At 74.7% G+C, this 16,258-nt stretch carries 19 protein-coding genes; 11 read left to right on the top strand and 8 right to left on the bottom strand.

Annotated features, from left to right (window positions below; all coding sequences use genetic code 11):
* Positions 1 to 86 precede the first annotated feature (86 nt).
* The 3 genes from ACFXHB_RS08255 to ACFXHB_RS08245 all read left to right on the top strand — a co-directional run bounded on the left by ACFXHB_RS08255 (position 87) and on the right by ACFXHB_RS08245 (position 3,232).
* On the top strand, positions 87 to 752 hold the full coding sequence (locus ACFXHB_RS08255; protein ID WP_380573015.1) for a TetR/AcrR family transcriptional regulator: 666 nt from the start codon (positions 87 to 89) through the stop codon (positions 750 to 752).
* Between the two features lie 134 nt (positions 753 to 886).
* Positions 887 to 2,407, top strand: a complete 1,521-nt coding sequence (locus tag ACFXHB_RS08250) for an MFS transporter (protein ID WP_380573014.1) — start codon at positions 887 to 889, stop codon at positions 2,405 to 2,407.
* A gap of 384 nt (positions 2,408 to 2,791) precedes the next feature.
* Positions 2,792 to 3,232, top strand: a complete 441-nt coding sequence (locus ACFXHB_RS08245) for a PPOX class F420-dependent oxidoreductase (protein WP_380573013.1) — start codon at positions 2,792 to 2,794, stop codon at positions 3,230 to 3,232.
* A 219-nt stretch (positions 3,233 to 3,451) separates the two neighbouring features.
* Here the strand turns inward: ACFXHB_RS08245 and ACFXHB_RS08240 are convergent, their stop codons facing one another.
* Positions 3,452 to 3,655 (bottom strand): hypothetical protein, encoded by a 204-nt coding sequence (locus tag ACFXHB_RS08240; RefSeq protein ID WP_380573012.1) that lies wholly within the window; start codon positions 3,653 to 3,655, stop codon positions 3,452 to 3,454.
* A complete protein-coding gene (locus tag ACFXHB_RS08235; RefSeq protein WP_380573011.1) occupies positions 3,652 to 3,921 on the bottom strand; it encodes a DUF1876 domain-containing protein in 270 nt (89 codons plus the stop codon). The genes ACFXHB_RS08240 and ACFXHB_RS08235 overlap by 4 nt, the downstream gene beginning before the upstream one ends.
* Positions 3,922 to 4,076: 155 nt before the next feature.
* Here ACFXHB_RS08235 and ACFXHB_RS08230 point away from each other — a divergent pair, with 155 nt between their 5' ends.
* From ACFXHB_RS08230 to ACFXHB_RS08220, 3 genes are all read left to right on the top strand, one after another.
* A complete protein-coding gene (locus ACFXHB_RS08230) occupies positions 4,077 to 4,952 on the top strand; it encodes a YndJ family protein (RefSeq protein ID WP_380573010.1) in 876 nt (291 codons plus the stop codon).
* Positions 4,949 to 5,485 (top strand): DUF1990 family protein, encoded by a 537-nt coding sequence (locus ACFXHB_RS08225; protein WP_380573009.1) that lies wholly within the window; start codon positions 4,949 to 4,951, stop codon positions 5,483 to 5,485. Before ACFXHB_RS08230 ends, ACFXHB_RS08225 begins: the two co-directional genes overlap by 4 nt.
* Before the next feature lie 107 nt (positions 5,486 to 5,592).
* Positions 5,593 to 5,949: a hypothetical protein gene (locus ACFXHB_RS08220; protein WP_380573008.1), complete on the top strand. Its 357-nt coding sequence runs from the start codon at positions 5,593 to 5,595 to the stop codon at positions 5,947 to 5,949.
* A gap of 48 nt (positions 5,950 to 5,997) precedes the next feature.
* On the opposite strand, the gene ACFXHB_RS08215 is transcribed toward ACFXHB_RS08220, so the two are convergent.
* The 3 genes from ACFXHB_RS08215 to ACFXHB_RS08205 all read right to left on the bottom strand — a co-directional run bounded on the left by ACFXHB_RS08215 (position 5,998) and on the right by ACFXHB_RS08205 (position 7,964).
* Positions 5,998 to 6,756, bottom strand: a complete 759-nt coding sequence (locus ACFXHB_RS08215; protein ID WP_380573007.1) for an anti-sigma factor family protein — start codon at positions 6,754 to 6,756, stop codon at positions 5,998 to 6,000.
* A complete protein-coding gene (locus tag ACFXHB_RS08210) occupies positions 6,753 to 7,310 on the bottom strand; it encodes a sigma-70 family RNA polymerase sigma factor (protein ID WP_380573006.1) in 558 nt (185 codons plus the stop codon). Before ACFXHB_RS08210 ends, ACFXHB_RS08215 begins: the two co-directional genes overlap by 4 nt.
* 72 nt (positions 7,311 to 7,382) lie before the next feature.
* The gene (locus tag ACFXHB_RS08205) at positions 7,383 to 7,964 is read right to left on the bottom strand and encodes a hypothetical protein (RefSeq protein WP_380573005.1); all 582 of its coding nucleotides are present in this window, start codon (positions 7,962 to 7,964) and stop codon (positions 7,383 to 7,385) included.
* Between the two features lie 208 nt (positions 7,965 to 8,172).
* Between ACFXHB_RS08205 and trxA the strand changes: the two genes are divergently transcribed.
* The gene (gene trxA, locus ACFXHB_RS08200; RefSeq protein ID WP_380573004.1) at positions 8,173 to 8,562 is read left to right on the top strand and encodes a thioredoxin; all 390 of its coding nucleotides are present in this window, start codon (positions 8,173 to 8,175) and stop codon (positions 8,560 to 8,562) included.
* 298 nt (positions 8,563 to 8,860) lie between these two features.
* Here trxA and ACFXHB_RS08195 read toward each other — a convergent pair whose 3' ends face one another.
* The gene (locus tag ACFXHB_RS08195; protein ID WP_380573003.1) at positions 8,861 to 9,517 is read right to left on the bottom strand and encodes a TetR/AcrR family transcriptional regulator; all 657 of its coding nucleotides are present in this window, start codon (positions 9,515 to 9,517) and stop codon (positions 8,861 to 8,863) included.
* Between the two features lie 168 nt (positions 9,518 to 9,685).
* Between ACFXHB_RS08195 and ACFXHB_RS08190 the strand changes: the two genes are divergently transcribed.
* Positions 9,686 to 11,263, top strand: coding sequence for an APC family permease (locus tag ACFXHB_RS08190; RefSeq protein ID WP_380573002.1), 1,578 nt, complete (start codon positions 9,686 to 9,688; stop codon positions 11,261 to 11,263).
* Positions 11,264 to 11,377: 114 nt separating this feature from the next.
* Here ACFXHB_RS08190 and ACFXHB_RS08185 read toward each other — a convergent pair whose 3' ends face one another.
* The gene (locus ACFXHB_RS08185) at positions 11,378 to 12,337 is read right to left on the bottom strand and encodes a helix-turn-helix transcriptional regulator (RefSeq protein ID WP_380573001.1); all 960 of its coding nucleotides are present in this window, start codon (positions 12,335 to 12,337) and stop codon (positions 11,378 to 11,380) included.
* 165 nt (positions 12,338 to 12,502) lie between these two features.
* Here ACFXHB_RS08185 and ACFXHB_RS08180 point away from each other — a divergent pair, with 165 nt between their 5' ends.
* The 3 genes from ACFXHB_RS08180 (at position 12,503) to ACFXHB_RS08170 (ending at position 15,382) form a co-directional block, all read left to right on the top strand.
* Positions 12,503 to 13,261 (top strand): alpha/beta fold hydrolase, encoded by a 759-nt coding sequence (locus tag ACFXHB_RS08180; protein WP_380573000.1) that lies wholly within the window; start codon positions 12,503 to 12,505, stop codon positions 13,259 to 13,261.
* 220 nt (positions 13,262 to 13,481) lie between these two features.
* Positions 13,482 to 13,946 carry an OsmC family protein gene (locus tag ACFXHB_RS08175; RefSeq protein ID WP_380572999.1) on the top strand — a complete coding sequence of 155 codons (465 nt, stop codon included), beginning with the start codon at positions 13,482 to 13,484 and terminating at the stop codon, positions 13,944 to 13,946.
* Entirely contained in the window at positions 13,943 to 15,382 is a 1,440-nt protein-coding gene (locus ACFXHB_RS08170; RefSeq protein ID WP_380572998.1) for a dihydrolipoyl dehydrogenase family protein, read from the top strand. Before ACFXHB_RS08175 ends, ACFXHB_RS08170 begins: the two co-directional genes overlap by 4 nt.
* 174 nt (positions 15,383 to 15,556) lie before the next feature.
* Here ACFXHB_RS08170 and ACFXHB_RS08165 read toward each other — a convergent pair whose 3' ends face one another.
* Complete coding sequence (locus ACFXHB_RS08165; RefSeq protein ID WP_380572997.1) at positions 15,557 to 16,234, bottom strand: hypothetical protein; 678 nt, start codon at positions 16,232 to 16,234, stop codon at positions 15,557 to 15,559.
* Between the last annotated feature and the right edge of the window lie 24 nt (positions 16,235 to 16,258).

Below are 16,258 nucleotides of genomic sequence, written 5' to 3'. Positions count from 1 at the left end.
GGAATTTCCGGGGACGGAATCCCCGTTTGCTCCTTCGTAGGCCTAAGCGGGGAAACTTTCCCCGCTCCCCCGGGAGGAGCAGAGCAGTGAGCAGCAGCACCGCCGCACCGGCCCGCAGCACGGAGCCCGTCCGGACGCCGAAGCTGCGTGCGGACGCGACACGCAACCGTGAGCGGATCCTGTTGGCGGCGCGGGACGTCCTCGTCGAGCACGGCGCGGACGCGCCGCTGGACGAGATCGCCAAGCGGGCCGGCGTCGGCAACGCCACGCTGTACCGGAACTTCCCGGACCGCTCGGCGCTGATCCGCGAGGTGGCGCTGCTCATCAAGGGCCGTATCCTGGCCATCGCCGAATCGGCGACGGCGGAGGGTTCCGGCCCGTTCGACGCCCTCCAGCGCTTCACCCACGGCACGGTGGAGGAGAAGATCGGCGCGCTCTGCCCGATCCTCACCAACCGGGTCGACCCCTTCGACCCCGAGCTCGTGGACGCCCGTGAGCGACTGCAGGCCGCCGTCGGCGACCTCATGACGCGCGCCAAGGAGGCCGGCGAGCTGCGGGCGGACGTCGATCCCGGTGACCTGTTCATCGCGATGAGCCAGCTCGCCCGGCCCCTGCCGGGCACCTCCTGCGGACTCCTCGACGAGTTCGTCCACCGCCACCTGCAGCTGTTCCTGGACGGCCTGCGGGCGCCCGCCCGATCGATCCTGCCCGGCCGGGCCGCGACCTTCGAGGACTTCCACCCCGACCACTGACCTTCACAGCCCCAGCGCTGACCGGCGGCCCCGCCGGTCCACGGCCGCACCGGCGGTCGCGGCCGGCCATGCCCGCCCCGCACCACCGACCGACTCCTGATCCGCACGCACAGCACCCCGAAGTGAGTACCGTCATGCCAAAAACCGATGCCCTGCCGGACACCCAGCCCGATCCGCGGCGCTGGAAGGCCCTGATATTCATCGGCCTCGCCCAGCTGATGGTCGTCCTCGACGCCACCATCGTGAACATCGCCCTGCCGTCCGCCCAGAAGGACCTCGGCATCACCGACGGCAACCGCCAGTGGGTGATCACCGCCTACGCGCTGGCCTTCGGTGGCCTGCTGCTGTTCGGCGGCCGGATCGCCGACCTGTGGGGCCGCAAGCGGACCTTCGTGGTCGGCCTCACCGGCTTCGCCCTCGCCTCCGCGCTGGGCGGCGCCGCCGCCAACACCGCCATGCTGCTCGGCGCCCGCGCCCTGCAGGGCGTGTTCGGCGCGCTGCTCGCACCGGCCGCGCTCTCGCTGCTGGCCGTGATGTTCACCGAGGCCAAGGAGCGCGCCAAGGCGTTCGGCATCTACGGCGCCATCGCCGGCGGTGGCGGCGCGATCGGCCTGATCCTCGGCGGCCTGCTCACCGAGTACATGAACTGGCGCTGGACCTTCTTCGTCAACATCCCGTTCGCCGTGGTCGCCGCCGTCGGCGCCGTCATGGTGATCCGGGAGCCCGCCCAGGGCCGCAACCGCAACCGTCTGGACATCCCCGGCGTGCTGCTGGTCACCACCGGCCTGGTCGCCCTGGTCTACGCCTTCACCCGCGCCGAGTCGGACGGCTGGACCTCCGGCATCACGCTGGGCCTGTTCGTCGCCGCCGCCGTGCTGCTGGCCGCGTTCGCCCTGGTCGAGCTGAAGGTCAAGGCGCCGCTGCTGCCGCTGCGGGTCGTCCTGGACCGCAACCGCGGCGGGGTCTACCTGTCGCTCGGCCTGGCCGTGATCGGCATGTTCGGTCTGTTCCTGTTCCTGACCTACTACCTGCAGATCGTGCTCGGCTACAGCCCGGTGCTGACCGGCGTCGCCTTCCTCCCGATGGTGGCGGGCATGATCACCGGCTCGACCCAGATCGGCGCCCGGCTGATGACCCGCGTGCCGGCGCGCTACCTGATGGCACCCGGCTTCCTGGTCGCCTCGGTCGGCATGCTGATCCTCACCCAGATCGACCTGGACACCTCGTACCCGGCGCTGATCCTGCCCGGCCTGATCCTGATGGGCCTCGGCATGGGCACCGCGTTCATGCCCGCGATGAGCCTGGCCACGCACGGTGTCGAGCCGCGTGACGCGGGTGTGGCGTCCGCGATGGTCAACACCTCGCAGCAGGTCGGCGGCGCCATCGGCACCGCGCTCCTGAACACCATCGCGGCCAGCGCCACGGCGACCTGGCTGGCCTCCCACGCGGCCGCCGCGACCAGCCCGGCCGCCGCTCAGGCGGTGCAGTTCCAGGGCATGGTGCACGGCTTCTCGACCGCGATCTGGTGGTCCTTCGGCATCCTGGTCGCGGCCGCCGCGATCGCCTTCGCGCTGATCAACGCCGGCCGCCCCGACCAGGCGGCGACGGGCTCGGGCGCGACGGAGAGCAACGAGGTGCCGGTGCTGGTGCACTGACCCCGCGGGGTACACACAGAGGGTGCGTGGCGGCCCGTCCGGTGTTTCGACACCGGGCGGGCCGTTCGCCGTCTCCGGGGCGGAGCACGCGTGGATCCCCCACCGGAGAGGGGGCCTCGCGCCGACGGCAGCGGCGGCGGCCTCGTCGCTACCGGCGGCCCCGCCCCCTCGAACTCCCGGCCCCCGTGGACGAGAATGGTGTCGCCCGCCCGGCCGGCGCGCTCGCCCGCGTCCGTGCCGGACCACCCCGCGCACCGCACGAGCGAGGGTGCCCGGATCCCCCGGCCCACCGCCGGGGAGCCCCACGGGAGCACCGGCGGCCGACGGCCACCGGCCCCGCGACGGCGGCCCGCGCCCCGCCCGGCCCTGAACAGGGAGGACATCGTGCACGACCGTACCGACCGGCTCGCCGACGCCCGGCACCTCCTGCTCACCACCTTCGACGAGGACGGCAGCCAACGGCGCTCGACGATCTGGGTGGTGGCCGACGGCACGGCCCTCGGCATCTGGACCCCGACCCACTCCGGCGAGGCCGAGCGCATCCGCCGCCACCCCACGGTGCTGGTCGGCCCGTGCGACGCCCACGGGCGCCCGACCGGCCGCCAGCTCCCCGCCCGCGCGGCGGTCTGCGACGAGGACGCCACGGCGCGCTACCGCACCTCGCTGATCAACAAGTACGGCATGACGGCGCTGATCGCCCTGGCCCGCAGCCGGATCCGGCTCGGCCTGTCCGGGACGGTCGGCATCCGGATCACGCTCGACCGGTGGGAGCGGCGGCTGATCGGGCCGGAGTGGCAACTGCCGACGACGTACTGCCCGAACTAGGACGGGACCGCGTCGCTTCGTCGGGGGTCGCGAGGGTACCGCTCCCGCCCGGCGCACGGCGCGGCGCCGGCCGGGAGCGCGCCCACGAGGTCGCCCCCGCGAGATGACTCCCGTCGGCCCCGGCTCGTCGACCGTCTCACGGCGGGTCGGGGGCGAGCGGCGTTCAGCGCCGCGCGGGTCCGGTTTCCGCGCGCCGCACCCACCCCCGCCCGTGCGCGCTCAGGTCACGTCGCCCGGGGCCGTGGCGAGGTCGCCCGGCTCGCAGGCCTCCCGGCCGGTCCCGACGTGCACCACCCGCACCGCCCGGCCGGGACCGCCGGGGACGACCTGCTGCTCGTGCCCGCAGCGCGGGCAGATCAGCGGGATCCGCGTCCTCCGGGGTTCCTCGGCGGCGGGGCCACCGCCGGCGTCCGGCGCCGTCACGACAGCGGGTGGGTCGGGACCGGGCTGACCTCCTGGATCTCGCCGTGCGCCTTGGTGAGAAGCTGCGAGGCGAGATCGTTGAGCGCCCGGGCGGCGGCGATCTCCTCGCCGACGCGCAGCTGCTCCGGATCCGACGGGTGGCGGCTGGTGTAGCCGTGGGCGCGGATCTCCGACCCGTCGCCGAGCCTCAGCAGGGCGGCGGCGGCCGTCCGCGACCCCTCCTCGCGGAACTCCATCTCGATGTGCCAACCGACGAGTGTCTGCATGGCGGATCACCTCCGGGGATTCCTCCTCCAGGGTGCGCCGCCCCCGCCGCGAACACCAGAGGAGACGACTCCGGGCGGACTTGAACACGTTCAATCGATCGGCGTACAGTCACGGACGCAAGAGTTTGAACGCGTTCAAGGAGGGTGCGGCCGTCATGGGCACAGGCACCGCGGAGCTGGTCAACCTGCTCGTCCTGCTCGGTATGGGCGCCGTGATCCCCCTCGGCCTGACCCTGATCGACGAACCCGGGCTGGCCCGCGTCCGCCGGCTCTGGCCGCTGGCCGCCGTCCCCGGGGCGCTCTCGCTCTGGCTGCCGCGCGGGGGCCCGGCCGCCGGCTGCGCCACCCTCTACGCGCTCGGCACCCTCGCCCTCGCCGCCCGGGTACCGGTCCGGCTCGCCCGTACCCGCTCGACGGCGCCGCACGAGATCGCCGTGCTCACCGCCCTGGGCACCCCGTCGGTGGCCGGCCTCGCCCTGGTCGCGGAACGCTCGGGCCACCGGCTCCTCGGCTTCGACCTCGACATCCTGGCGCTGACCGTGCCGCACTTCCACTACGCCGGTTTCACGGCCGCCCTGGTCGCCGGGCTGGTCTGCCGCGCCTCGCCGACGAGCGCCGCCGCCCGCTGGGCCGCGCTCAGCGTGCCGCTCGGGACCCTGCTGGTGCTGGCCGGCTACTTCGTCGACGACTGGGCCGAACTCGCCGGAGCCGTCGTGCTCACCACCGGGATGTGGCTGATCGGCCTGCTCACCTGGCGCGACCTGCGGCTCCGCACCGCCGACCGGCGGACCGCCGCGCTGCTCGGGCTCGCCTCCGCCGTCCTCGCCGCCACCATGCTGCTCGCCCTCTGGTGGGCGCTGGGCGAGGCGTCCGGGCTCCCCCACCCCACCCTCGCCTGGATGGCCGCCACCCACGGCGTCGGCAACGCGCTCGGTTTCGCGCTCTGCTCCCTGCTCGCCCGGCGCCGCCTCGCCGAGCCCGCGGACCCTGGCCCGCTCCCCCACCGACACCCCGAGGAAGCCCTGCGATGAACCACTCCCCGGTCACCGACCTCAGCTACGAGGAGACCGGTGACAGCACCGTCCCCGGCCGTCCCCTGCCCACCGGCTACCGCCACCTCCGCCACCGCGCCCTGATCGGCCACGGCCGGGCCGCCCTGGACGCCACCGGAGCCGCCGTGCTCGACTGGCGGATGCACCGCGCCGCCGGCGTCCGGATCACCGCCGAAGCCGCTCGGGCCACCCCCGGCACCGCCGTCACCTGCGCCATCGGCCTCGGCCCGCTGCGCGTCGGCGCCCCCTGCCGGGTGATCTGGACCGCGGACGGTCCCGATCGCCACGGCTTCGCGTACGGCACCCGGCACGGCCACCTCGCGGCCGGCGAGGAGACCTTCCTGGTCGAGATGGGACCGGACAAGGCGGTCTGGTTCACCGTCAACGCGTTCAGCCGCCCGGACAGCTGGTTCGCGCACCTCGCCGGCCCCCTGCTCCCGCTGGGCCAACGGCTCTTCGCGCGCCGCTGCGCCCGCGCCCTGACCCGGATCGCCGCCGCGGCCGGATCGTGAGACGGGGTGCCACGGCTGTGCCGACCGCGGCGGCGGGGCACCCGCGGTCGGCACAGCCCGGGTAAAGAGGGGAACGGGACCAGCCGCGGATCCGGCAGACTCCCCCGGTGATCGAGACTCGGCCCGTCCTGGAGACTCCCGGCCGCGACGCCTTCGCCCTCTGGCCCGTCGGCGACTACCTGCCCCACGGCTTCCTCGCACTGAACGCCACGATGAGCACGGCGGACGGGGGCACGGCGGACGGCGGCACGACGGTCCGCTTGACGCCCGGCACCTCCGCCGGGGGCGGCCGCGCCATCGAACTGCCGCTCGCCGAGCTGCGCCGCCTGCTCGCCGGAACGGAACGCGACCTCACCGGCTTCCGGCGGCCGGGCGGCACCTTGGCCGCACGGCAACTCCCCGGCCACCGCAGGCCGCTGGTGGCCGCCCTGGCCCGCACGCCGGCCCTGGCCGAGGAGTCGTAGGCCCTCGGAGCCGTGGAGCGATCGACCGGCCCCTGGGACCGCCCCCGCTCAGGCCGGGTGCACCGGGACGGTGACCAGGACGGTGGCACCGTCCAGCGTGCGGACCTCGAAGCGGTCGATGTCGGTGGGCCGGAGGCCCGTGCCGCCGGTGGTCCGCAGCGCCGCCGGCCCGGCGCCGGTGGTCCCGTAGCCGGTGGCCGGGACGCTCCAGGTGGTCACCGTCTGGCGCTCGCCGGTGTGCGAGACCGCGACCAGGTCACAGCTCAACGGGCCCCGGACGTTGGAGAGTTCGAGGCTGACCTGGCTGCCCCACCCCTTGCCGTCGACGCCGACGACGGCATGGGCGCCGGTGGTCGGGTCGGTGGCGGCGAACTGCTGGGCGGCGACGGCGACCACGCCGGGAGTGGAGTCCGCCGTCACCACCACGGCGGTGACGGCCGGGCCGGCCACCACCAGGACCGCCGCGACCGCGACCAGGACCAGCCGCCGGACCCTCCCCCGGCGACGGCCCGCCGAGACCTCGGTGACCAAGCGGTCCAGCAGCCGGTCGTCCGGCCGGGGCGCCGACCCGGCCGGATCGATCCCGGCAGCCTCGGCGGAGGCCGCGTACTCGGCCAGCATCGGCTCCATGAAGCCGAGTTCGGCCACTTCGCGGGTGCACTGCGGGCAGTCGGCCAGGTGCGCCGCGAACGCGACGTGCTCGGCCGGGTCGAGCAGGCCGAGGACGTAGGCACCGACGTCCAGGTGCTCGCCACCGGGGGCGCGGCCCTGCTCGGGGCCGGTCGGTCCGGGCTCGGACGATGTCACGATGTCACTCCCCGTTCCTCCAGCGCGAGCTTGAGCGAGCGCAGTGCGTAGAAGACCCGCGACCGTACGGTACCGGCCGGGATGCCGAGTTCGGCGGCCGCCTCGTTCACCGTGCGGCCCTTGAAGTAGGTTTCCACGACGACCTGCCGATGGGCCTCCGAGAGGTCCCCGAGCGCCTCCGAGATGGTCATCAACCGCAGCGCGCGGTCGAGTTCGTCCGCCGCGGGCAGCAGCTCCAGCGGTGCCGGGTCCACCTCCCGCGGCCGGGCCAGGCTGCTGCGGTGACCGTCGATGACGATCCGTCGCGCGACCGTCACCAGCCACGGCCGCAGCGAGCCGCCGGCCGGGTCCAGCCGGTCGATGTTGCGCCAGGCCCGGACCAGCGTCTCCTGCACCACGTCCTCGGCGCGCTGGCGGTCGCCCGCGACCAGGTGGAGGACGAAGCCGAAGAGCGGCCCCGCGTGCTCGTGGTACAGGGCGCGCATCAGCTCTTCGTCCGGGGCTGCGCCGCCGCCGCGTGCGGCCGCACCGCCACCGCGGTGCTCGTCGGTCACGACGCCATTTTCGCGCACCCGCACCTCCGGGTCGAGGGTTTCACGTCCGGTCCGGACCGTCGTCGGGGCGGGTCAGTAGCCGCCGCCGGGGGTGGCGGGCGCACTCGGCGCGGAACTCGCGACGCCCGCCTTGCCACCGGCCGGGGTCAGCGCGAACCAGACGCCGCCGACGCCCTGGCCCTTGGTCTCGCCGGGCTTCGCGTCAGGCGCGTAGCGGTAGGCCGGCCAACCGTTCAGGGTGATCTGCTTGCTGCCGTCGGCCCGGGTGACGGTGCCGACCAGCTTGCTGTCGATGCCCTTGACGGTGACCGAGCCGTCCGCCGGGACGGGGGGCCAGAGCGAGGCGCAGTTGCCGTCGCAGTGGGACATCGGGGGCTGCGCGGTGTCCTGGTCGAAGCGGTAGAGGGTGAACCCGGCACCGTCGGTCACGATGGTGCCGAGCTTGGGATCGGTGGCCGTCTTCAGGGCGGCGGGGGCCGGGCTGCCGGAGCCGCTCGGCGACGCGGGCGCGGTCGAGGCCGCGCCGGAGCCGGCGGGAGTGGAGGCCGCCGTGCCGCCGGACCCGGAGGACCCGCAGCCGGCCACCAGGGCGGCCGCGGCGATCCCGGACGCGGCGAGCACGGCGATCCGGTTGGTACGACTGTTGCTGCGCATGGGTGCTTCTCCCCCGCTGGACGCGCACGGCCGCTCGGACGCGGGCCGCGCTGTTCGTACCGCGCTGACGCGGACACCCACCTGTACGGGCGCCGGCGGCGGGGTGCTCAACGCGCGGCCGGGAATCTTCGGAATAGTGCGCGGGTGGTCGGGGTTGTGCCGGGCAGATGGCCTGAACCGCCACCCCCGGAAGGGCAGGAACCGCGAGATGAGCAACACGGTCGAGCTGACCAAGGAGAACTTCGACGACATCGTCCCTGGCCAGGATGGCAAGGACTTCGTCTTCATCGACTTCTGGGCGGCCTGGTGCGGCCCGTGCCGGCAGTTCGCCCCGGTGTACGAGAAGGCGGCCGAGCGTCACTCGGACCTGGTGTTCGCCAAGGTCGACACCGAGGCGCAGCAGGAGCTGGCCGCCGCCTTCGGCATCCAGTCGATCCCGACGCTGGCGATCATCCGTGAGGGTGTGCTGGTCTTCTCGCAGGCGGGTGCGCTGCCCGAAGCGGTCTTCGAGGACCTGATCGGGCAGGCGCGCAAGCTGGACATGGACGAGGTGAAGCGCAAGGTGGCGGCGGAGCAGAACGGCGGCCACGAGGCCTGACCGGTCGGCGGCGGTGCGGGGCACCGGGAAGGGCCGGCGACGCGCCCGGCCCGCACGGTGCGAGGGCCCGAACTTCCCGGGCCGGACCGCGCACGGTGCCGGTGGGCCGGCGACGGCAGGCGGTAGGCGGTAGGCGGTAGGCGGTAGGCCCGGGTGGCAGGTGCCCCCGGGCCCGCCGGCGTTCCCGGCACGTCCGAACGGCGGGCCGTCCGGCCCGCACCGTGTCCCGGGACCGTCCGACTGTGCCGCTGTGACCGCACAGCGTCCGACCGTGCCGCCGTGACCGTGGAGTATCCGGTCAGGCCGCCGCGAGACGGGCCGCGAGGCCGTCCAGGAGCAGCCGCAGGGCGAGTTCGAAGCCGCGCTCGTCGAGCCCGGGCACCCCGGTGCCCGGGCCGCCACCGCGTTCGGCGGAGGCCTCCAGCGCGTCGGCCAGCGCCGGGTAGCGGGGCCGGTAGTCCGCCGAGGAGCGGGTGAAACCGGCGCTGAAGGTCTCCAGGGCGGAGCCGAGCACCAGGTAGTCGATCGCGGCCGCGGCCTCGGCGGCGTCGGCGGGCGCCAGACCGGCCCGGCCCAACGCGCCGAGCAGGGCCTCGTAGCCCAGCAGCTGCTGTTCGGCCCCGACCCGGCGGCGGGCGAGCAGCGCGATGGTGTGGGGGTGGCGCAGGAAGGCGGCGCGGTAGCCGCGGACGTAGGTGGTGAGGCCGGGCCGCCAGTCGCCGTCGTCGGTGCCGCCGAGCGGGCCGAGGTCGATCTCGGCGTTGACGAGTTGGGCGAGCCCGTCGATCAGGTCGTCCTTGCCGCTCACGTGGTTGTAGAGCGAAGCCGCCTTCACTCCGAGCCGGTCGGCGACGGCACGCATGGTGAGACCGTCGGAGCCCTGTTCGTCGACCACGTCGAGCGCCGCCCTGGCGATGATCTCCCTGCTCAGCAATGCCCTGGTCGGTCGTCCCACGCTCTTCGCCCCTCCCTGCCCGCTGCGTCGCCCCACGGTATTACAGCCTGGTCTCGACTCTTCCCATGCCCAGGCCAGGCGGGTTACCGTCCCTGACTAACAAAGTTAGTTTTCTGTGGCGGGCCCGTCCGAGGGGTTCACCACGGGCGACGGCAAGGTGGACGCCCCATGACCGACAACCTCCCGAGAGCCCGCCGCGGCCAGACGCCCGGCACCGCCCCCGGCGGCGACGCGACGTCCGGCACCGCCGCGGCGGCCGCCGCCGGGACGGACGCCGAACGGCTCGCCGCCCTCGGCTACCGCCAGGAACTGCGCCGCAGCCTCGGCGTGCTCGGCAACATCTCGATGGGCTTCGCCGTCGTCTCCCCGGTGGTCGGCCTCTACGCCGTCGGCCAGGTGGGCCTCGGCGTGGCCGGCGGCGCCTGGGTCTGGGCGCTGCCGGTCTGCCTGCTCGGCCAGATGCTGGTGGTGGCGGTCTACTCCGAACTCGCCTCCCAGTGGCCGCTGGCCGGCGGCGCCTACCAGTGGAGCCGCCGCCTCACCGGGCCGACCTTCGCCTGGCTGACCGGCTGGATGTGGCAGTTCGCGGTGATGTTCGCCAACACCACCGTCGCCTACCTGGCCTCGCCCTGGTTCTTCGCGCTCTTCGGGCTGACCCCGACGCCCGCTCAACTGGTGTTGGTGTCGGCGGCGTTCCTGCTCTGCTGCACCCTGGTCAACGCCTACGGCGTCAACGTGCTGCGCCGGTTCGTCTCGCTGGGCATCGCCGCCGAGACGGTCGCCTCCGTCCTGGTCGGCCTGGCGCTGCTGCTGCTCTTCCGGGCGCACGGCTTCGGCCTGCTCACCGACCTGCTGGACGCCCCGGCCACCGCCGGGGTCTCCACCGGAGCGGCCTTCCTGGCCGTGATCGCCGTCGGCGGCTGGGCGTTCATCGGCTTCGACGCGTGCGTCTCCACCGCCGAGGAGACCAAGGACGCGGGCCGGCAGGTGCCGCGGGCGATGTGGTGGGCGCTGCTGAGCGTGGGCGTCGTGGTGATCCTCAACGCCGTCGCCGTGGAACTCGCCCACCCCGACCCGGCCGCCGTGGTGCGCGGCGAGGACCTCGATCCGGTCACCACCGCCGTCACCACGGCCTTCGGCGACTGGTCGGCCAAGCCGTTCGTGGTCGTCGTCCTGATCTCGTTCACCGCCTGTCTGCTGGCCTCGCAGGGCGGCGCCGCCCGCGGCCTCTACTCGCTGGCCCGGGACGGCGTCTTCCCGTTCGCCTCGCAGGTCCGCCGGGTCAACCGGCACCGGGCGCCGATCGGCGGGCTGGTCGCGGCCACCGTGGTCAGCTCGGCCGCGCTGCCGCTCGGGCTGGAGTCCACCGCGATGGGCAGTCTGATCACCTTCGGTACGGCCGCCACCTTCCTGCCGTTCTTCCTGCTCAGCCTGGCCGCGCTGCTCGCCCGGCTGCGCGGCGTCTGGCGGCCGGCCGGCCAGGTCTCCTACGGGCGCGCCGGGACGGTGATCAACGCCCTGGCGGTGCTGTGGACCGGCCTGGAGGTGGTCAACATCTGCTGGCCGCGCGCCATCCTGGCACCACCCGGCGCGCCCTGGTACCAGGTGTGGGCCGCGCTGCTCGGCGTCGGTCTGGTGACCCTGGCGGGCCTCGGCTACCTGCTGGTCCGCCGCCCGCAGCGGCTGATGCGCGACGGAGCCCTGACGGACGCGGCCACCGACGAACTCGCGCCCGCCGCGCACTGAGGGGCGCGGCGGCCGTCGGGCCGCCGCGTGCCCGGGGCGGCGGTGGCGAGGTCCCGGCGGGCGGCTAGCCCGGCTCGGCCCACCCGGCTACCCCGGCTACCCCGGCTACCCCGGCTACCCCGGCTCGGCCCACCCGGCGAGCCGGGCGGCGAGCGCCCGGACCTCCCCGCGCAGCGCGTCCGGACGGCGGACGGTGAACGGGAAGCCCACCCCCGCCAGCATCACCGCGAATCCGTCGAGGTGCTGGGCCCGGGCCCGCAGCAGGACGCGGCCGTCGTCCGTCCCGGTGAGCGTCCCGACGACCGGCGGGATGCGCTGCCGGGCCTCGGCGAGGGTGGTCGTGAGGACGACCTCCACCTCGTGCGTCCACGGCACCGAGGCCAGCGACTCCATCACCCGCTGGACCGGGTCGAAGCCCTCCGGCGGCTCGAAGCCGGTCTCGCTCGGCTCGGCGGTCGCGATCCGGTCCAGCCGGAAGGTCCGCAGCTCGCCGCTGCGGTGGTCCAGCCCGGTGGTGTACCAGCGGCCCGAATGGAAGACCAGCCCGTACGGGTCGAAGTCGCGCTCGCTCGGCTCCCCCAGGCGGTCACGGTAGGCGAGCCGGACCCGGCGCCGGCGGCGTGCCGCCTCGGCGAGCGCGAACAGCGCGGTGGCGGCCGGGCTCGGGCCGGCGGCGGGCGCCGAGGTCAGCCCGAGCGTCTGCTCCACCGCCTCGACCCGCTCGCGCAGCTCCGCCGGGAGCACCCGTTGGATCTTGGCGAGCGCCGACCCGGCGGCCTGCTCGCCCACCGACAGCCCCGACCGGCGCCCGGCCAGCAGTCCGAGGACCACCGAGGCCGCCTCGTCCGCGGTGAGCATCAGCGGTGGCAGCCGGAAGCCGGGGCGCAGCCGGTAGCCGCCGTACCGGCCCCGGTCGGCCTGGACGGGGATGCCGAGGTCGGCCAGCCGGGCCGCGTACCGGCGCACCGTTCGCTCGTCCACCTCCAGGCGGGCGGCCAGCTCCGCGCCGGTGAGGCCCGGCCGGGCCTGGAGCAGCTCCAGCAGCGCGAGGACGCGGCTGACCGGGTGGTTCATCGGCTCTCCTTCGTCGTCCGGAAGCTGTCGGACGGCCGTCCGGCAGCCGTCCGACAGCCGGCCGGCCGGTGCTCCGGACCTTCTCCCGAATAATCCGGGCGAGATCTGTCCGCTTCCGACCCTAGGGTCGTTCATGACGGTTCCCCCGGACAAGGAGTGGTCCCCATGAGCACCTTCGTACTCGTTCCCGGCTTCTGGCTCGGTGCCTGGGCGTGGGACGACGTCGCCCGCCCGCTGCGCGAGGCCGGGCACACCGTCCACGCGGTGACCCCCACCGGGCTGGCCGAGCGCGCCGGCGAGGGCGGGCCCGGGGTCGGCCTGGAGGACCACATCGCCGACATCACCGCTCTGCTGACCCGCGAGGACCTGTGGGAGGTCGTCCTGGTCGCGCACAGCGGCGGCAGCACCCCGGTCACCGGCGCGGCCGACCGGATGCCCGAGCGGATCGCGCGCGTGGTCTACCTCGACAGCGGTCCCGTCCCCGACGGCGCCGCGCTGGGCGACCTCTGGGAGGCCGACCACCGGGCCCGCGTCCTGGCGTCCCTGGTCGACGGCCGGCACCCGATGCCGACCTGGGAGGAGTTCGCCGCCTCCGGCACCAGCGCGGACGGACTGGACGACGCCACCCGCGCCACCGTCCGCGAGCGCGCCACCGGCCAGCCGGCCGGCACCTTCACCGAGCCGCTGCGGCTGACCGGTGGCGGGGCGGCCCTGCCGAAGGCGCTGATCTCCTGCTCGTTCCCGCTGGAGCAGGTGCGGGCCATGATCGCCTCCGGTCATCCGTACTTCGCGCAGCTCGGCGGCCCGGAGTGGGAGCTGCGCGAGCTGCCGACCGGGCACTGGCCGATGTTCTCGCGGCCGGCGGAGACGGCGGCGGTGCTGGCGGAGCTGGCCGGGCCGGCGGAGCCGGCGCGCCCGAGCTGACCGGCACGCGGGTGCCGCGGGCCCTGCGGCGGGGTGACCGGGTGGCGGCCCCCGCACCGCTCGGCCCCGCGGTCCGCCCTCTGCGCGCCCGGGTGCTTGCCCCGCAGCGCACTCGCCCGCGTGTTCGGCTGCGCGCGGCGGCCCGGGCGGCGCAGGATGGCCACGGCGCCCCGTGCCCCCGGGCGCCCGTGACACCGAACGAGAGCGAGGCCCGCCCGCCATGAGCCAGACCCCGACCAGCACGACGAGCTCCGAGCCGGCCGCGGCCGCGCCGGAGTTCCGGCGGGTCACCACCGCCGTGGTGACCGGCAGCAGCGCCGACGCGCCGTTCCACGTCGATGTGCGGGCCGGCACGCACCCGCTGACCGCCGACGAGCCGGTGCGCCGAGGCGGCTCGGACAGCGGGCCGGAGCCGTTCGCCCTGCTGCTCGGGGCGCTCGGCTCGTGCACCGCGATCACGCTGCGGATGTACGCGGAGCGCAAGAAGTGGCCGTTGGAGGCGGTCCGGGTCAGGCTCGGGTACGAGACGGACGGGAGCCGCGGCCGGGTCTCGCGCCTGGTCGCGTTCACCGGCGCGCTGGACGACGCCCAGCGCGCCCGCCTGCTCGACGTCTGCGAGCGCACGCCCGTGACCCTGGCCCTGCGCGCCGGGGTGACCATCGACACGACGGAGGACCACGCATGACGACCGCGCCCGAGGAGTACGACGTCATCGTGGTGGGCGCCGGCCCGACCGGCGAGAACGTGGCCGACCGGACCGCCGCGGCGGGGCTGCGCACGGTGATCGTGGAGGCCGAACTGGTCGGCGGCGAGTGCTCCTACTGGGCCTGCATGCCGAGCAAGGCCCTGCTGCGCCCGGTGGCCGCGCTGGCCGGCGCCCGCGCGGTGGCCGGTGCGCGCGAGGCCGTCGGCGGCGGCGCGCTGGACCCGGCCGCCGTGCTGGCCCGGCGCGACTCGTTCACCTCGCACTGGCGGGACGACGGCCAGGTCCAATGGCTCCGCGACACCGGCATCGAGCTGGTCCGCGGCCACGGCCGGCTTGCCGGCGAACGGGCGGTCACGGTCGAGGCGGAGGACGGCACCGAGCGGTTGCTGACCGCCCGGCACGCCGTCGCGGTCTGTACCGGCAGCCGGCCGGTGCTGCCGGAGGGCGTCCCCGGGCTGGCCGACGCCCGGCCGTGGACCAACCGGGAGGCGACCGGCTCACCCACCGTGCCGGGGCGGCTGGCGGTGGTCGGCGGCGGCGTGGTCGGAGTGGAGCTGGCCACCGCCTGGCGCGCGCTCGGTGCGGAGGTCGTCCTGCTGGTGCGCGGCGACGCGCTGCTGCCGCGGATGGAGCCGTTCGCGGGCGAGCTGGTGGCGGAGGGCCTCAGGACCGCCGGGGTGGACCTCCGCTTCGGCACCGAGGTGGCCTCCCTGGAGCGCGTCGACGGCGCCGGGGTGACCCTCGTCCTGGGCGACGGCGAGCGGCTGACCGCCGACGAGGTGCTCTACGCCACCGGCCGGGCCCCGCGCACGGCCGACGTCGGGCTGGAGCAGGTCGGCCTGAAGCCCGGCGCCTGGATGGACGTGGACGACAGCTGCACCGTGCTCGGCATCGACGGCGACTGGCTGTACGCGGCCGGGGACGTCAACCACCGGGCACTGCTCACCCACCAGGGCAAGTACCAGGCCCGGATCGCGGGCGCGGCGATCGTCGCGCGCGCCGAGGGGCGGCCGCTGGACACCGCACGCTGGGGCGCGCACGCCGCGTCCGCCGACAGCGCCGGGGCGCCGCAGGTCGTCTTCACCGAGCCGGAGGTGGCGGCCGTCGGCCTGACCCTGGAGGCCGCCGAGCGGGCCGGGCTTCGGGTCCGGTCGATCGACCACGACCTCGGCGCCGTCGCCGGCGCCTCGCTGTACGGCGACGACTACCGGGGCCGGGCCCGGGTGGTCTTCGACCTGGACCGCCAGGTGCTGGTCGGCGCCTCCTTCGTCGGCCCCGGCGTCGCGGAACTGCTCCACTCGGCCACCGTCGCGGTGGTCGGCGAGGTGCCGATCGACCGGCTCTGGCACGCCGTGCCCGCCTACCCCACGATCAGCGAGGTCTGGCTGCGCCTGCTGGAGGGCTGCCGGGGCTGAGGCTCCCGTAGCCGGGGCCGCGCCGGGTACGACCCGGCGCGGCCCTCCCCGGGAGGACCCTTGGGGCCTGCGACGAACCCGTTCCGCGGATCGCGCGGATCGGCCGCCCGAAGCATGAGAACACCGCACTCGCGGAACGGAACAGCCGCGATCCGGTAGGGCGGCGGGTCGGGTTCAACTGACGGGCATGGTCCGTTCGTGGAGCTCCCGAGCGCCACGATTTCCAAGGTAGGGCTGGATCAGCGTCTTCATCTCGCGAAACCGGTCGTCAGCTCGACCTGACTGGATCAGCGGGTACTCATCCAGCATGCGGTGCCAGTCAGCGAAGGCTTCTTCGAACCGGCCGGCCTTGAACTTCCGCTCAGCGAGCATCCCCCCGTACCGCACCCTGGTTCGCCGGAACGCGGGCTCGCGGATCTGATGGGACTGCTGCATCGATTCGATCGCCCCGGCCATGTCTCCTAGCTCGTACCGGACTTGTGAGATGTGGTAGTGCAGGGCGGATGGGTCGTACGAGCCGAGGGCCTTCGCCTGGGACTCGGCCTTCTCCATCGCCGCTTCGGCCTGCTTGATCCGAAGAAGCGCGAGCGAGCGGTCACCCGTGATGGCTGCCGCGTGGGCCTCCTGGCCCGCCAGGAACGCGCGCATCCGCGGGCCTGCCTTGGGAGAGGCCGCGGACGCGCTCTGGGCGAGCCTGCTGGCGGTGGGACCGTCGCCGAGGTCACCGTGCATGACGCTCATGCCCCGCAGGGTTGTGCAGAACGTCAGCTCATCACCAGCGATCCGTGCCAGCTCCAGCGCCTTGACGTAGTACCGACTGGCCAGGCCGTCGAGGCGCTCGTCCATGGCCATGTAGCCGGTCAGGTAGCAGTGGTC

The organism is Kitasatospora sp. NPDC059327 (genome assembly GCF_042752535.1).
GTDB lineage: Bacteria > Actinomycetota > Actinomycetes > Streptomycetales > Streptomycetaceae > Kitasatospora.
The sequence above is the reverse complement of the archived record's forward strand: the minus strand, read 5'-3'. Positions and strand labels throughout refer to the sequence as shown.

What these genes read in the sequence shown, in the direction of transcription:
- ACFXHB_RS08235 (WP_380573011.1), bottom strand. Translation starts at nt 3,921, where the DNA reads ATGCAGACACTCGTCGGTTGGCACATCGAGATGGAGTTCCGCGAGGAG.
- ACFXHB_RS08165 (WP_380572997.1), bottom strand. Translation starts at nt 16,234, where the DNA reads ATGGCCATGGACGAGCGCCTCGACGGCCTGGCCAGTCGGTACTACGTC.
- ACFXHB_RS08230 (WP_380573010.1), top strand. Translation starts at nt 4,077, where the DNA reads ATGGGCACAGGCACCGCGGAGCTGGTCAACCTGCTCGTCCTGCTCGGT.
- ACFXHB_RS08250 (WP_380573014.1), top strand. Translation starts at nt 887, where the DNA reads ATGCCAAAAACCGATGCCCTGCCGGACACCCAGCCCGATCCGCGGCGC.
- ACFXHB_RS08190 (WP_380573002.1), top strand. Translation starts at nt 9,686, where the DNA reads ATGACCGACAACCTCCCGAGAGCCCGCCGCGGCCAGACGCCCGGCACC.
- ACFXHB_RS08175 (WP_380572999.1), top strand. Translation starts at nt 13,482, where the DNA reads ATGAGCCAGACCCCGACCAGCACGACGAGCTCCGAGCCGGCCGCGGCC.
- trxA (WP_380573004.1), top strand. Translation starts at nt 8,173, where the DNA reads ATGAGCAACACGGTCGAGCTGACCAAGGAGAACTTCGACGACATCGTC.
- ACFXHB_RS08180 (WP_380573000.1), top strand. Translation starts at nt 12,503, where the DNA reads ATGAGCACCTTCGTACTCGTTCCCGGCTTCTGGCTCGGTGCCTGGGCG.
- ACFXHB_RS08205 (WP_380573005.1), bottom strand. Translation starts at nt 7,964, where the DNA reads ATGCGCAGCAACAGTCGTACCAACCGGATCGCCGTGCTCGCCGCGTCC.
- ACFXHB_RS08225 (WP_380573009.1), top strand. Translation starts at nt 4,949, where the DNA reads ATGAACCACTCCCCGGTCACCGACCTCAGCTACGAGGAGACCGGTGAC.
- ACFXHB_RS08170 (WP_380572998.1), top strand. Translation starts at nt 13,943, where the DNA reads ATGACGACCGCGCCCGAGGAGTACGACGTCATCGTGGTGGGCGCCGGC.
- ACFXHB_RS08185 (WP_380573001.1), bottom strand. Translation starts at nt 12,337, where the DNA reads ATGAACCACCCGGTCAGCCGCGTCCTCGCGCTGCTGGAGCTGCTCCAG.